The 14,071-nt window shown below is 53.4% G+C and carries 13 protein-coding genes; 8 read left to right on the top strand and 5 right to left on the bottom strand.

Going from position 1 to position 14,071, the window contains the following annotated elements:
* Window positions 1-103 precede the first annotated feature (103 nt).
* From JT719_RS19625 to JT719_RS19605, 5 genes are all read left to right on the top strand, one after another.
* Window positions 104-685 carry a dioxygenase family protein gene (locus JT719_RS19625; protein WP_207435429.1) on the top strand — a complete coding sequence of 194 codons (582 nt, stop codon included), beginning with the start codon at window positions 104-106 and terminating at the stop codon, window positions 683-685.
* Window positions 686-826: 141 nt separating this feature from the next.
* Complete coding sequence (locus JT719_RS19620) at window positions 827-1,642, top strand: TIGR04290 family methyltransferase (protein ID WP_207435428.1); 816 nt, start codon at window positions 827-829, stop codon at window positions 1,640-1,642.
* Window positions 1,643-1,731: 89 nt separating this feature from the next.
* The gene (locus JT719_RS19615; protein ID WP_207435427.1) at window positions 1,732-2,289 is read left to right on the top strand and encodes an NUDIX hydrolase; all 558 of its coding nucleotides are present in this window, start codon (window positions 1,732-1,734) and stop codon (window positions 2,287-2,289) included.
* Between the two features lie 173 nt (window positions 2,290-2,462).
* Window positions 2,463-3,050: a Pycsar system effector family protein gene (locus JT719_RS19610; protein ID WP_207435426.1), complete on the top strand. Its 588-nt coding sequence runs from the start codon at window positions 2,463-2,465 to the stop codon at window positions 3,048-3,050.
* Window positions 3,051-3,191: 141 nt separating this feature from the next.
* On the top strand, window positions 3,192-4,616 hold the full coding sequence (locus JT719_RS19605; RefSeq protein WP_207435425.1) for a glycoside hydrolase 5 family protein: 1,425 nt from the start codon (window positions 3,192-3,194) through the stop codon (window positions 4,614-4,616).
* A gap of 497 nt (window positions 4,617-5,113) precedes the next feature.
* Here the strand turns inward: JT719_RS19605 and JT719_RS19600 are convergent, their stop codons facing one another.
* Entirely contained in the window at window positions 5,114-5,299 is a 186-nt protein-coding gene (locus tag JT719_RS19600; RefSeq protein WP_341350784.1) for a hypothetical protein, read from the bottom strand.
* A gap of 358 nt (window positions 5,300-5,657) precedes the next feature.
* Complete coding sequence (locus JT719_RS19595; protein WP_207435424.1) at window positions 5,658-6,260, bottom strand: histidine phosphatase family protein; 603 nt, start codon at window positions 6,258-6,260, stop codon at window positions 5,658-5,660.
* A 340-nt stretch (window positions 6,261-6,600) separates the two neighbouring features.
* Here JT719_RS19595 and JT719_RS19590 point away from each other — a divergent pair, with 340 nt between their 5' ends.
* Together JT719_RS19590 and JT719_RS19585 are read left to right on the top strand one after the other, a co-directional pair.
* A complete protein-coding gene (locus JT719_RS19590) occupies window positions 6,601-7,710 on the top strand; it encodes a polysaccharide pyruvyl transferase family protein (RefSeq protein ID WP_207435423.1) in 1,110 nt (369 codons plus the stop codon).
* Entirely contained in the window at window positions 7,707-9,095 is a 1,389-nt protein-coding gene (locus tag JT719_RS19585; RefSeq protein ID WP_207435422.1) for a Coenzyme F420 hydrogenase/dehydrogenase, beta subunit C-terminal domain, read from the top strand. Before JT719_RS19590 ends, JT719_RS19585 begins: the two co-directional genes overlap by 4 nt.
* A gap of 264 nt (window positions 9,096-9,359) precedes the next feature.
* Here the strand turns inward: JT719_RS19585 and JT719_RS19580 are convergent, their stop codons facing one another.
* From JT719_RS19580 to JT719_RS19570, 3 genes are all read right to left on the bottom strand, one after another.
* Window positions 9,360-10,298 (bottom strand): glycosyltransferase family 9 protein, encoded by a 939-nt coding sequence (locus JT719_RS19580; RefSeq protein WP_207435421.1) that lies wholly within the window; start codon window positions 10,296-10,298, stop codon window positions 9,360-9,362.
* Between the two features lie 162 nt (window positions 10,299-10,460).
* The gene (locus tag JT719_RS19575; RefSeq protein ID WP_278251891.1) at window positions 10,461-11,396 is read right to left on the bottom strand and encodes a glycosyl hydrolase; all 936 of its coding nucleotides are present in this window, start codon (window positions 11,394-11,396) and stop codon (window positions 10,461-10,463) included.
* Between the two features lie 213 nt (window positions 11,397-11,609).
* Complete coding sequence (locus JT719_RS19570; RefSeq protein WP_242693368.1) at window positions 11,610-12,398, bottom strand: alpha/beta hydrolase; 789 nt, start codon at window positions 12,396-12,398, stop codon at window positions 11,610-11,612.
* 567 nt (window positions 12,399-12,965) lie between these two features.
* Between JT719_RS19570 and JT719_RS19565 the strand changes: the two genes are divergently transcribed.
* Window positions 12,966-14,066, top strand: a complete 1,101-nt coding sequence (locus tag JT719_RS19565; protein ID WP_207435418.1) for a protein-tyrosine phosphatase family protein — start codon at window positions 12,966-12,968, stop codon at window positions 14,064-14,066.
* Window positions 14,067-14,071 lie beyond the last annotated feature (5 nt).

The raw sequence follows: 14,071 nt of genomic DNA, 5'->3' as shown, positions 1-14,071 counted from the left end.
AAGATAATGGAAGAGAAAGTAGGTAGCAATGACTACGCAGGCGTACATAGCAATGGCTAGCCTCGGCTTGTTCACCCTTCTACGGGGGTGCGGAAGTTCTCCTGTGCAAGCACCCACCCATCAGCTCCAAACCAGTACCCAACTTACAGACCAAGCGTGTGATGACCCGGATGCACCCATTGACTGCTGTTTCCGCAACATGCCTCAACCGCTAACCAGCACCATGACCATGGCCGAGTTGCAGGAACCGGGCGAGCGATTGGTACTTAGCGGCACCGTCTACCAGCCCGATGGGAAAACGCCTTACCAAAACGTGGTGATGTACGCCTACCAAACCGACCATACCGGGCATTACACCAAAAAGGGCACTGAGACCGGGGTACAGAAGTGGCACGGGCACCTGCACGGCTGGTGCAAAACAGACCAAAACGGCCGCTATGAGATCCGGTCCATCAGGCCGGCCCCTTACCCCAGCAATACCATGCCGGCGCACATCCACGCGGCGCTCCGGCCAGAGGGTAAGCCAGCCGTTTACATCTCTGATTTTGTCTTCAAAGATGATCCGCTGGTCACCCAACAGTACCTGGCCACTATCCCAGACGTGGGCGGCACCGGTATTGTAGATATCAGGAAAAACAAGCAAAACACCTGGACTGGCACCCGCGACATCGTGCTTAAAAAGTAAAGGCCAATCTTTTTGGGGCTACTTTCCTTAAAACAGGAGAAAACCGCCCGCCGCTTACGCCCTAAAGCACAAACATATAACTTTTACTATCCTGTTTTCCGTAAAAGCGGTTGAGTACACTTTCTAACCCAACCTACCCATATGGACCTAACACAGGAAATTGCCTCCCTCGGCCCCTGGTTTCATAACCTGCACTTACCAGACGGTACCCAAACTGCCCCTAACCACAGTTTAGGCGATTTTCCATCCTTTAAGTGGCAACACATCCAACATCATATTCCGCAGGATCTGAACGGCTGGCGCGTGCTGGATGTGGGCTGCAACGCCGGCTTTTACACCATGGAACTGGCCAAACGCGGCGCTACCGTGCTGGGCATTGACGTAGACCCGCACTACCTGCGCCAGGCGCAGTGGGTAGCCGAACAGTTCGGTCTGGATGACAAAGTAGAATTCCGGCAGATGCAGGTCTATGACGTGGCCCACCTGCAGGAGAAATTTGATCTTATCTGGTACATGGGCGTGATGTACCACCTGCGCTATCCGCTGCTCTCGCTGGACATCCTGTCGCAGAAAGTGACGCGCCTGATGGTGTTCCAGACCCTTACCATGCCCGGCGAGGAAGTAGCCGATATCCCGAACGATATTGAGTTCAACGAGCGCGAGGTCATGCTGGAGCAAGGCTACCCCAAGATGGCGTTTATTGAAAACAAACTGGCCGGCGATGTCACCAACTGGTGGGCGCCCAACCACGCCTGCATTGAGGCCATGCTGCGCTCCTGCGGACTCAAAGTGACCCAGAAACCCGACCACGAAATTTACCTCTGCGAGCCAGACCCCAACAACCAGAACAGCACCCACACCTGGAACAGCTCAGAGCTGTTGTCGGCCACCGGGCAGGCCTGGCAAGAGGCCGTAGCCGCCAAAGTAGAAGGAAAAAACCGCACCCTCACCCGCTAATCTTTTACAGAAAATATGCTCGTTTCTGGCTCATTTTCTTGAAAAGAAGCCAGAAACGAGCATATTTGTTTTTAATTACGTTTACAGTCATGCCTACTCCCCGCCCCTGGAAGTTACTCCGTTCCCAGATCGCCTTCAAACACAAATGGTACACCCTGCGCCGCGATGAGGTGGAACTGCCCAACGGCCACGTGGTAGATGACTTCTTCGTGAGCGAACGCCCCGATGGGGCCTACGTTTTCCCCTTAACCGAGCAGAACGATGTTATTTTCGTGCGCCAGTACAAGCACGCCGCCGGCAAGATCTTCCTGGAATTACCAGCCGGTTCCTTCTTCCCCGCCGAGGAAAAAGCCGAAGACGCCGCCGCGCGCGAACTGGTAGAGGAAACCGGGGCGGTCACTACCCAGCCGCTCATTCCCATGGCCGTCATCCATGACAACCCGGCCAAAGACACCAACCGGCTGCACCTGTTTCTGGCCCAGAACGTGCGCATTGAGCAAAAACAGGTACTGGACATCACCGAAGACATTGAAGTAGTATCCGTACCGCTGGACCAGGTGATGCCTAAAATCCTGAGCGGCGAAATCTGCGTTTCGGGCTCGGTTTGTCTGTGCTTTCTGGCCTTGCGTTACCTGGGGCAACTTTAGGGTCAGCAACAGAATGCTGTTTTAGGGGTAAAATTCTCCAGAAAGGGGAAAACCGCCCCAGCTAAACGCCTGCCTACGTTAGAAGGGAAATTTAGGGCAGTAACCTTTCCGGTGCCGGTTACCGTAGAACCCGCAAAAACTCATCCCCAATTATCCTTAACCCCAGCAGCGAGATGGCGGAAGTGACCGAGGGCCTGGCCCCTGAAGAAGGCAAAACGAAGAAAGACAAATCATTGAAATCAAGGCGCGGGGCAGATACCTTGTTCCGGATTACGGCGGCCAACCAGATGCGCCTCAGTGACATGGCCGACAACAAAGCCCACATCCTGCTCACCATCAACTCCATCATTGTCTCGGTTCTGTTTACGGTGCTGTTCCGGAAAATTGACACGGAGCCCGAGCTGATTGTGCCCGGCATTCTTTTTCTGCTTACCTCTCTGAGCACCATGGTCCTAGCCATTCTGGTGACCATGCCGCGCATCAAACGAGACAAACCCGCTGTGCAGCATCCTACCAAAGACAAACTCAACCTTATGTTCTTCGGGGATTTCCACAGCATGAGCCTGCTGGAGTACGAGGGGCAGATCATGGAACTGATTGCTGATCCTAAAACCTTGTACGCCAGCATGATCAAAGACAATTACCACCTGGGCGTGGTGCTGCAGAAGAAATACACCAGCCTGCGGTTTGCCTATATCTTTTTCATTGTGGGCTTTGTGGTCTCGGCGGTTTCCTTTGCGGTGACCGAGCTGCTTTTCTAACTTGCGTTAATTCCCTTCAGGGCTGTAGAGAAGGCGGTTGCTCTTTTCGGCTGGATTTAGCAAAACCGGCCAGAAAACAACTCGCTTACCAAACCCAGAAACGTCCCGTACGTCTCCTTTCAATCAACACGTCGGCATTTTATGCTTCAAGCTACTACCCCGGCATCGCTCCCCTGGATTCAGGTGGCCCCGGATGCTCCCTACTTCATCACCGAAGACGGCCAACCCTGGACCCCGGTGGGCCAGAACGATGCCATTACCTGGCCCGAGCTGGAAGGCCTGTTCCGCCGGAAAAACCTGCAGGCGGTAGAAGAGTACCTGGCCTACCTATCGGCGCACGGCGTTACGTGTCTGCGGCTCATGCTGGAGTACGCTCAGGTGCAGTACCGTTATTTTGAGAAACCGGCGGGCACGTTCAACCCCAGAATGGTCCAGCTCTGGGACGATCTCTTTGCCCTCTGCGCCAAGTACGGCCTGCGCATTCTGCTCACGCCCTATGACACGTTCTGGATGTGGATCAAGTGGAAGTACCACCCGTACAACAAACAGCTGGGCGGTCCCTGCGCCGCACGCGGCCAATGGCTGCTGTGCCGTGACACCATGGAAGTGATCAAAAACCGACTCACGTTTGTAATAGAGCGTTGGGGCGGCAGCGGCGTGTTGTTTGCCTGGGATCTCTGGAACGAGATGCACCCCGCCCACATGGGCAACAGTTCAGAGAATTTCTCTGCGGCGGCCACTGAGTTAAGCACCCACGTGCGCGAGCTGGAGATGCGTTTGTACGGCCGCTCTCACCCGCAAACGGTCTCTATTTTCGGGCCTATCCTGTACACCAACCCAGATACCGCCGACACCATTTTCCGGCACCCCTTGCTGGACTTTGCTAGCACCCATTTCTACGACGCTAAAACCATTGACTACCCCAAAAACACGGTAGACTCGGCCATCAAAGTAGGCGAACTGGTGCGCGAGGCGCTGGAACATGCCCCGGCTAACCGTCCGTTCTTTGACAGCGAACACGGCCCCATTCACCTGTTCAAAGACAAAAAGCACACCCTGGCCCCCGAGTTTGACGATGAGTATTTCCGGCACATTCAATGGGCGCACCTGGCCTCTGGCGCGGCTGGCGGCGGCATGCGCTGGCCCAACCGCCATCCACACACGTTAACCCCCGGCATGCGCGTGGCTCAAAAGAACATGGTCGGTTTTCTGCCATTAATTAACTGGGCAAACTTCAAACGCAAGAACCTGAACCAGGAAATAAAGGCCTCTGAACCTGCCTTTGCGGTGATGGGCTGCGGCGACGAACAACAAGCCGTGGTGTGGCTCCTGCGCAAGGATGCTCTCTATCAAAGAAACCGGTTGATGAACCCAACCGCTTCCCCTCTGGACGTAGAACTTCACATCCCCAACCTAGCGGACGGAACCTACCAGATCACCACCTGGAACACGCAGGAAGGCAAAATACGCGAACAATTCCAGACCGAGGCCTGGGATGGCTACTGCTGCTTCATTGTGCCCGCCGTAAGAACAGATGTGGCAATTGCGGTAAGTAAGTTGCCTTAGTAATAATTTTCACTTTATGTTCTTGATTCTCCCCTTGAGGGGAGCGCAGAGGGGTGTTTACATCTGTTGATCATCTATCTGTTCCCTCGCTCGCCTCCGGCGAGTGTGAGTCATCAGGCGGCCTCTTGCCGCTGTGGAAGAAATGCTCGGTTGGGTTTTAGTAGATAGATATGCTCAGAAATGTAGCTGGATTAGGAGCATAGCGGCGAGACGCCGCACCATAACTTACACTCGCCAGAGGCGAGCGAAGGAAAAACTAGAAAGAATCGTCTGCTTTCAACCGGAACACATTTGATGCGTTAGGCTGCTTGTTTAAGGCCTATTTTAGGAAAAACAGCTTTAGAACAGAAAATACAAAGAGTTCCCACCTGACTTTTTTTGGAATCATATGGCGCGGAAGTTACTTCCGTGCCATATGATTCGAAAATCACGGAAGTAACTTCCGCGCCATAGGGAGACATAGGGAGGCAGCAGTTCCTAAAATTTCATACTTCTCGCTACAAAAACGCCTCCACCAACACTTCCCATTCTTCCTGTAGCGAAACGGAAGGTCTTTTCTTACCTGCCCGGTTGTACCAGTAATCGGCGTTCCAGAGGTCACCTTCTTTACGGTGGAAATAGGCGTGAATCCAGGAGGCGTTCTTGTCGGGTACATCCTGTATCAGTTCGTGTCCTTTTCCCATTTGCCTTGGGCGTCGTACCATAGAGCCTGCAAATACACCGAAGCTCCAGTGGGCGGAACGGGTGCGAAAAGGCTTTTCCTGAAATCTGTAAAGTCCATAGCTTCTAGAGGTTAAAGGAATCCAAGACGAGCCTGAAGGTGAGACAAAAAAATCAGAATATCAACGGATTTACTCTGTGTTCTTGATCATCCAGTAGGTTCGGTAAGCGGAAAGCCTGCTCATTACAGCCCTTGTTGGTGTTATCACCAACAAGCATAAAGGCTTCACCAACGACTAGGCAAGGCTTACCTCTTGAGAAGATACATTCTGTTTCAGGCCCATTTTCTTAGTAATAGCCCCAAAGCCCAAACCCCAGAATCTACACCGGCAAAGCGCCAGTGTCATTGATCACCATGATTCTAGCTGTCTCATCGTACACCTCAATCACGCTCACCGAGGCGGGGCTGATTTCAAGACGCTGGAACATGTCCAGGTGGATGCCGGCGTAATAGGCCACGGCGGCTTTGATCAGGTCAGAGTGACTTACCACGGCTACGGTTTCATGGGGGTGTTTTTCGCACAGTTTCTGTAAACCGGCCACAAAACGGGCCTGGGCTTCCAGCATCATCTCACCGCCGGGAATCTGGGCCACGCTTCTGAACGTGTTGAACTGGCGGAATTGCGGATTGCCGCTCAGTTCCTCGAAAGGCAGGTTGGTCCATTCCCCGAAATTCAGTTCCAGAAACGCCTCGTTGACGATAGGCTGAAGTGTGTGATGCTGGGCAATGGCCTCGGCGGTTTGCATGGTACGCTCCAGCGGGCTGGTGTAAATGGCCGTGAGGTTTAAACCAGAGAGGCGTGCGCCTAAAGCACTGGCTTGGGCTTGTCCTTCTTCGTTCAGATGAACACCTGGCGTGCGGCCCGATAACCGTATGCCTACTGAGTTGGTGGTGGCGTGCCTGATAAGTAAAAGTTTGGTCATGTAGTTGAGAAACTGGTATTCTGAGATTATATACACCACGAAAGGGGCTGAGGCTTCTAACGGAACAGAGGTGATATCCGTTGTATAGGGCAGTTACTATATTCCAGAACCTAATCGTTCCTGGAGGTGCTTTTATTTTGCCTTCGTACAAATGATGATTTTCCAGTGGTCATGGAAGGCTAGCGGCGCAGGAAAAGAGGAAATCAATTTAGTATATAACCTAAACCGTATGTATCCCGTTGGCATGATACAGCAGTAAGCACGTTACTAGCATATCCCATGTTCTGGCTGTTTTCCTAGCTACTTCGCAGACAGAAGATCAACATAATTCAGAAAAGCCTTGGAGAAGATTACCCACAAACCTGTATTGAAAATTGGTGTTCTGACCTTTCACCGCTGTATCAATTTCGGGAGTTACTGGCAGGCCCGTTGCCTGGCCGAAGGACTTCAGGCCCGCGGGCATGAGGCCGAAATCCTGGACCATGAATCCAGGCGCGTGAACCTGGCCGAGTGGCGCTGCGCGTTCCAGCCGGTGCTGCCCACCCACGTGCCCGAAAGTGACCGCCCCCTGTACCGCGCCAAGATACGGAAGTTCTTCCCCGTGTTTGACACCTTGCCGCTTTCGCCTAAGTTTGAGTTAGACAACCCCGCGGGGATGGAAGACTACGACGTGGTAGTGGTAGGCAGCGACGAAGTCTGGAACCTCACGCACCCGTGGTACGGCCGCTGCCCGCTGTTCTACGGCGATGGCGTAAAGGCCGAGCGGTTGATCTCCTACGCCGCCAGCTTCGGGAACTACGATGCCTCCTGGGGCCTGGAACCGTTCTGGGCCGATAAACTCAGAAACTTTGACGCCATCTCGGTGCGCGACGAGAACTCCCAGACCATCATCCAGAACGCCTTGGGCTTCACGCCCGAGATGGTGCTGGACCCCTGCCTGCAGTTCCCCATCACCCCGGAACCGCGGGACTTAGACATTCTGAAAGAACCTTACGTAGCCGTGTACGGCCACAACTTCACCGAGTCGTTTGCCCGAGAAATCAAGAAATGGGCCCAGAAACAGAACCTGCGCCTGCTGAGCATCGGGTACCGCAACGACTGGGCCGATGAACAGTGGATCACCGCTGATCCGCATGATTTTGCACACTACATGGCCAACGCCCAGGCCGTGGCTACCAACTTCTTCCACGGGTGCGTGTTTGCCTTGCGCAACGCCAAGCCGTTTGTGTGCGAGTCATCGCCCTACCGCCGGCACAAGCTGCAGGGCCTCATGGCCAAGATTGGCGGCGAGAAACACCTGCTGCCCGAGGGCACGCCTACAGAGGTGTACCAGACCTTGCTGAGCACCCCGCTGGACGCTGAGATTCTGCAGAAGATTGAGCGCCTGCGCCAAACCTCCCACAAATACCTGGACCGCGCCTTGAGACATAAACAACTGGAACTGGCATGAAGGAAGTATTGAGCCCCAAAGACATCGTACAATCGGGTTTGTGCATTGGCTGCGGCAGTTGTGTGGCCCAGGCGCACGCCCCTCAGGTACAGATGGACTTTGATGAATACGGCCAGTTGAAACCCCAGGGCCCCAGCAGTTGGTACCAGCGCGGCTCTGAGCAGTTTACCCAAACCTGCCCGTTCTCGCCGGCTGCCAAGAACGAAGACTACCTGGCCAACCTGTTGTACCCCACCGCCCAGCACCAGGATGCCGCGTTGGGCCGCTTCCAGAGCAACTACGTAGGCCACGTGGCCGAAGAAGATTTCAGGATGCAGGGCAGCTCCGGAGGCATGGTGACCTGGGTAGCCACTGAACTCATGCGCAAAGGCCTCATTGACGGCGTGGCGCACGTGATTGCCACTAAAGACCCGCAGGCAGACGGCCGCTACTTCCGGTACCGCATCGCCCGTACCGAGGCCGAGGTGCGGGAAGGCGCCAAGTCGCGCTACTACCCTATTGAGTTGTCTGAGGTGCTGAGTCTGATCAGGGAAACACCCGGCCGTTACGCCGTGGTGGGGATTCCGTGCTTCATCAAGGCTATTCAACTGTTGCGCCACCAGGACCCGCTGTACCGTGAGCGCATCCAATTCACCCTAGGGCTGTTCTGCGGCCATATGAAGAGCGCCCGCTTTGTGGAGAGTTTTGCCTGGCAGATGAACGTGCCCGCGGAGCAGATCCAGCAAGTGGAGTACCGTCAGAAAGACCCTAACCGCCCGGCCAACTGGTACACCGCCAAACTCACTATGAAAGACGGCCAAACTGTGAACCGCGACTGGTGGCACCTGGCGGATGGCGATTGGGGCGCGGGTTACTACATGAACTCGGCCTGCAACTACTGTGATGACGTGGTCTCTGAAACCGCAGACGTAGCCTTCGGTGATGCCTGGGTGGAACCGTATTCGTCTGATGGGCGGGGCACTAACGTGGTCATTGCCCGTTCTCCCCTCATTGAGAGCTTGATTCAAAACGCCATGCAGGAAGGCCGTCTGCAACTGCAGGAAGTAGACGCTAAGTTTGTGGAGCAGACCCAGGCCGCCGGTTTCCGGCAACGCCGTGAAGGGTTGGCTTACCGGCTCACGTGGTCAAAGGACGGCGTAAAACCCTGCAAACGTGTAGCGCCAGATGCTACCTCGCAATCCCGCGAACGCAAAATCATTTACCGGTTGCGCTACTACATTTCCAAGGGCAGTCACCAGATGTTTAAGCTGGCCCGCAAGTGGCAGAAACCTACCCTTTACATCAACTGGGCTAGAGTCACCTTATCGGCTTACCACGGCTTCGCCTATCACCAGGGCAACTTCGGGGAGATGATGGCCCGGTTCAAGCAACTGAGAGGACATTAAAAAAGCGGAGGGGCAACTCTCCGCTTTTTTAGTGATAATTAAAGTATCAAAGTCCTTCATACCCTCGCTCGCCTCCGGCGAGTGTGCGTTATGGGGCGGCGTCCCGCCGCTGGGTACATTCTAAGGAACATCTCGCACAAAAAGACATTCTGCATTGCGGCCAGAGGCCGCCCGGTAACGCACACTCGCCGGAGGCGAGCGAGGGGCATCTACACAGAAGCAACCATACTGATTTGAGCCTATTTTTACAGAATCAGGACAAAATCAGATGCTGTCTACCTGAACCTCTTTCCTGAGCTTCTCTAACTCAACTTTCACCCGCTGAATGACACCGGCCCAGTCGTCTTCCTGTTCTTGCCGGAAGAGACGCATGGTGGGGTACCAGGGGCTGTCTTCGCGGTGGTCCATCCAGCGCCAGTCGGCTTGGTGGTGAAGTAGGGTCCAGACGGGTACGTTGAGGGCCCCGGCCAGGTGGGCAGGCATGGAATCAACGGTAATCACGAGGTCCAGGCTGCGGATCACGCGGGCATAGTCATACAAACTGAACTCGCCGGGGTTGATCCCGAAGCCCTCCTGCCAGCCGTTCTCCGCGGCATTGGCCTGCAAAATGTAAAACTGGATATCCTTCAGTTCGGCCAACGGAGCGAAAAAGTGAAACGGGATGGACCGACGGGGTTCCCAATCGCCGGGTTTCCAGACCAGGCCCACGGAGAGCCGCCTCTTATCCACGGCCAGCGGCATGGGCTCCACTTCCAGGTAAGGGATCTTGGACGGGATGGTTTCCAGCGTAGTCCGGAAGATGTGCGTGAGTTCCATGATTTCAACGTCTACATCGTACTCCACCTCGGGGGTGCCGTCGTGCAGGGGCAGAAGCCGGTCTATGCCTTCCACGGTTTCCAGCAGCGGGATCAAGGGTGCCTGCGCCCAGACAATGACTTCTTTGGCGATGGCTTTAAGCATGGGCGCGAACCGGATAAACTGAATGGTGTCGCCCAGGCCGTGATAACAGCGCACCAGCACGCGTTTGCCTTCCAAAGAACTTCCGTCCCAGATGTACTGGAAGTGGCGGGGCCAGTGCCAGCAGGGTTTTCCGGCCCGTTCCTTTAAAACGGCATCGCTGTGTTTCCAGGCTTCTTCAAAGGTGCCCCGGCGCATGTTCAGCATCCATACATCCGGCGATTGTTCCTGGTTTTCTTGGCTCATAACTCGTCTTAGAATACTTGTAAAGGAAAGGCTACCGGGGCAGCCTCAACAAATCTGTTCTTTTGGGGACATACTGAACCAAGCCATTCGGTTCTGGACCTGTTTTACAGAAAACAACCCCAAAACCGAATGGCTTGGCAACCAGCTTTTGAAAAGCGAAGGTTAGGCGTAACGGCGCATCATGAGGGCGCAGAAATCGGCGAACTCTTCAATGTGCTGGGGTGGGCTGGTGTGGTGCGGCTGAATGCCTTTGTGCTCTGGGGTAAAGCAGAAGGTAGCGGTCACGTCAAACTCATCCAGCTTCTTCATCACGTGATCAAACCATTTCTCGGCATCCGGACGAAGCCAATCGGCCCAACTCAGGCCGGTGCGCAGCTTCTTCACGCCCAGGTTGCGGAGGTGTTGCACGGCATCGTCCAGGCGGTGGTCTTCAAAGTGGAACCACTGGCAGATTCCAAACTCAGGGGTGTAGTCTGCGAAGTGCTTGTGGGCCATTTTAGGGGTACCGTCTTCCTTGAGCAGGCCCATGTGAAAGTGGCGGTAGTAAGATGAACCCTCAGCCTCGCGGTGGCGGGTGGTGGCTTCCCAGGCCTGCGGCAGATCATAGAGGCTGTACCAGAAAGCGCGGTCCACGCGGCCCATCAGCAACTCGGCGGTACGGCGTAACCCGAATTCCTGCACTTCCTCGGCACCGAAGGAAGAAATCCCCACTTCGGTCACCCACACGGGCAAATTGGTGACGGCTTCAATTTCGGCTATTTTATCGGGCCACTCGTTGATGTTCCAGAGGTTCCAGTCCAGCGGGAAACCGTGCACGGCTACGGCATCAAGGTCTTCCAGGGTACCGTGCCGTTCTAAAGTCTTGATGAAATGCGGGTCGATGGGCGAGATACCGCCTAAAACCCGGGTAATCTCCGGCTTCTCGGCTTTACAGGCCTTGGCGGCCAGTTTCACCATTTCCCCGAAAATCTTCCATTCGGGGTCAATCTCGTAAGCCCAGTGTGATTTGTTGTTTGGTTCGTTCCAGAATTTAACTGCTTCTATCATAGTTTCATACGTAGCCTGCGCCTCACCGGTAAACGGCACGCGTCCAGGCATTAGGTGTTTGAGTGGCGGTGTTTTTATGCTGGAACGGGCTTGTAATTAGTGCCTGGCACAGCCCTCCAACTGACAAGATTCAATTCATTAGGATTACAGAATATCGTAGAATCTGAATTATTGCCTACTACGAGCTACAAAGCTGACCGTTGCCTCATCTTAGAAAAATGCAGGAAAGACAATACCCCAAAAAGCCTCTTCAGAAACAGGCGACTACCGAAGGACCTGCCTGATTTCACTCATGTACTGCGGATGGGTGCTCATGCCGTTATGGCTTTGCCCCTTCAGGATGATGGCTTTATCTGTTGTTTTCAGCCATTTGTGTAGTTTCACCGATGACTCGTAGTCTATGATTTCATCCTTCTCACAGTGGAAAATAACCACGGGCATGGTACACTTTGGCAGGTACTGGTACGTCTCAAATTTATACTTCAGGATAAACGGGGGAATGATGGGAAACCGCCGCCTCATGAGCTCTGTGACGCTGTAATACGGGGCCTGCAGAATCAACCTACCGGGGTGGTTCTCGGCGGCAAGCTTGGTGGCCGGGCCGGTGCCAATGGAATACCCCAAAACAATGATCTGGTTTTCATCATATCGGGTTTTCAGCAGGTCATAGGCGGTTTGCACGTCCTGGTAGAATTGCTCCTGGCTTTTGATTTTGCCTTCGCTTTTTCCAAATCCGCGGTAATCCAGCATGAACACATCATACTGCAGATCAGTGTAAACCTCGGCTACAATCCCCCAACTGGTCAGGGAACCGGCGTTGCCGTGCAGGTAGTAAATCACGCCTTTGGGCTTCTCTGCCTTGAACAACAGGGCATTCAGCAAGAGGTTATCCGGGGTTTTGATGCTGATTTCCTCAAACTTCTGCCCAAACCTGAATCTGTAGTCTTTCCCGTACTTTTCAGGAAAGTAAATAAGTTTTTCCTGGAAGAAGTATAGGAGCAGGCAGATACCTGCGTACAAAAAGACCAGAACTTTGATGACAGATAGTATCATTCCCTTCATTAAGGCTTCTCTTTCAACAATCGCTTCTGTAGAAAAGCAACCGTGATTTCTCTTGGGTTAGGCTGTGGGCCATGTGTTTTCCAGGCGCAATTTACTTGATCAAAGTAGCTTGATAACTGCTTTCCGCCTAAGAAATTCAATCAGTCCCTTACTACGAACCAAGTTTCTCGCTGTTTGTTTTCAGCTCTCTCAAACCCAGCCTCATCCCTTTATCTTATAGGTAATTTCATATTCATCCTTCAAAAACAATTCTGTAAATTTGCGCACCTAACAAGTAAACCATCATTTATAGTATCCTCAGAATCTTTCTCAATTAATTTAATCCAATATCAACCTGCTTCTGCCTTACTTTACACGCTACTACTTTGCCTGCTTACTGGCAGAAGGTTTCTAGCCACTTTTGCCTTCCTCTGTGATTGCCCAATGAAAAGTTACTATAGGTTTTCAAGGTCAACCAGGCAGGCGATAAAGATACGCTTTGGGCACCAGACACCAGAAAGCCGAAAAGAATAGAAGCAGGTAGTTTCCACTGCAGTATTAGACCACCATCGTTTTCGCATGATCAGCCGTTCCTCTTTTACATCTCTTAACTGGCCGTTGTTTGTACTGGTGTGGCTCTGCAGCGGCTTTGCTACCGGTACCTATCTGTTACTGGTGCCGCTAAGGGCCATTCTCACGTTTTTGCGGGAAAACAACTACAGCAATCTGGTAGAGACGGCGGTGGTAGGTGCTTGCATTGTCCTTCTGGTTCTGGTAACGTTTGGGGCATCGGTGTATTTGGTGAAGCTTTTTTCCAGAAGCGCCTCCCCTATCCGGTATGTAGCGGTATTGTTACCGGTGGCCTTGGCCGGTTATTCGCTGTACCTTTTCCTGAACCCCGCCAACATAGATTCCAGGTCTGGCACTACTGATGAGGTAACCAAAAGCTTCTTCATTGGGGCGTATCCTGAGCAAGAGAAACTGGCACAACTGAAGGCCGAGGGCTACACTGCGGTTATCTCCTTGCTGCACCCGCTGGTGGTGCCTTTTGAGCCTGTTTTGCTTGAAAAAGAACGAAAAGCCGCCGCGGCTGTGGGGCTTGAACTCATTGAAGCCCCCATGCTTCCATGGGTGGGCAACAACGAAGCGTCAATCAAGAAGCTCAAAGCCCTGACGGCAAATCCGGCGGGTAAATATTATGTGCACTGTTATTTGGGCAAGGACAGGGTGAACGTGGTGAAGAAAATCTTATCCGGCTCCAGTCTCTCAGTTGAATCAGAAACACCCGGCAGCGCCCGCAAACTTACAGAGGTGAAAGCCTTTGAACGCGGGCCTATCATTCAGATAAGCCCAGACATTTTCTTCACGCCCCTGCCCACCGATGATGAATACTTTGGCTACCTGGTTGCCGGCGACATCAAGACCATTGTTTCCTTACTGGATGCTCAGGTACCCGACAACAAACCCCTTATGCAAAAGGAAGCCAGCGTGGCTGCCCAGTACCAACTCTCGCTGCGCAACCTGCCCATTCAGGAAAGCTCTACCCAGGCAGAGTTGTTGCAAGTAGCCAAAGAGGTAGTAAAGCTCCCCAAGCCCCTTGTAGTGCATCACTTCTCAACCAACTATGAGCTTTCTAAACGGTTTGAGCAGGTTTTGAGAAAAGTGGCCCAAAAACAGTAAAGCTT

This window comes from Sabulibacter ruber (assembly GCF_017355955.1).
Classification (GTDB): Bacteria; Bacteroidota; Bacteroidia; order Cytophagales; family Hymenobacteraceae; genus Nibribacter; species Nibribacter ruber_A.
This window is presented reverse-complemented; position numbering and strand designations above follow the sequence as displayed.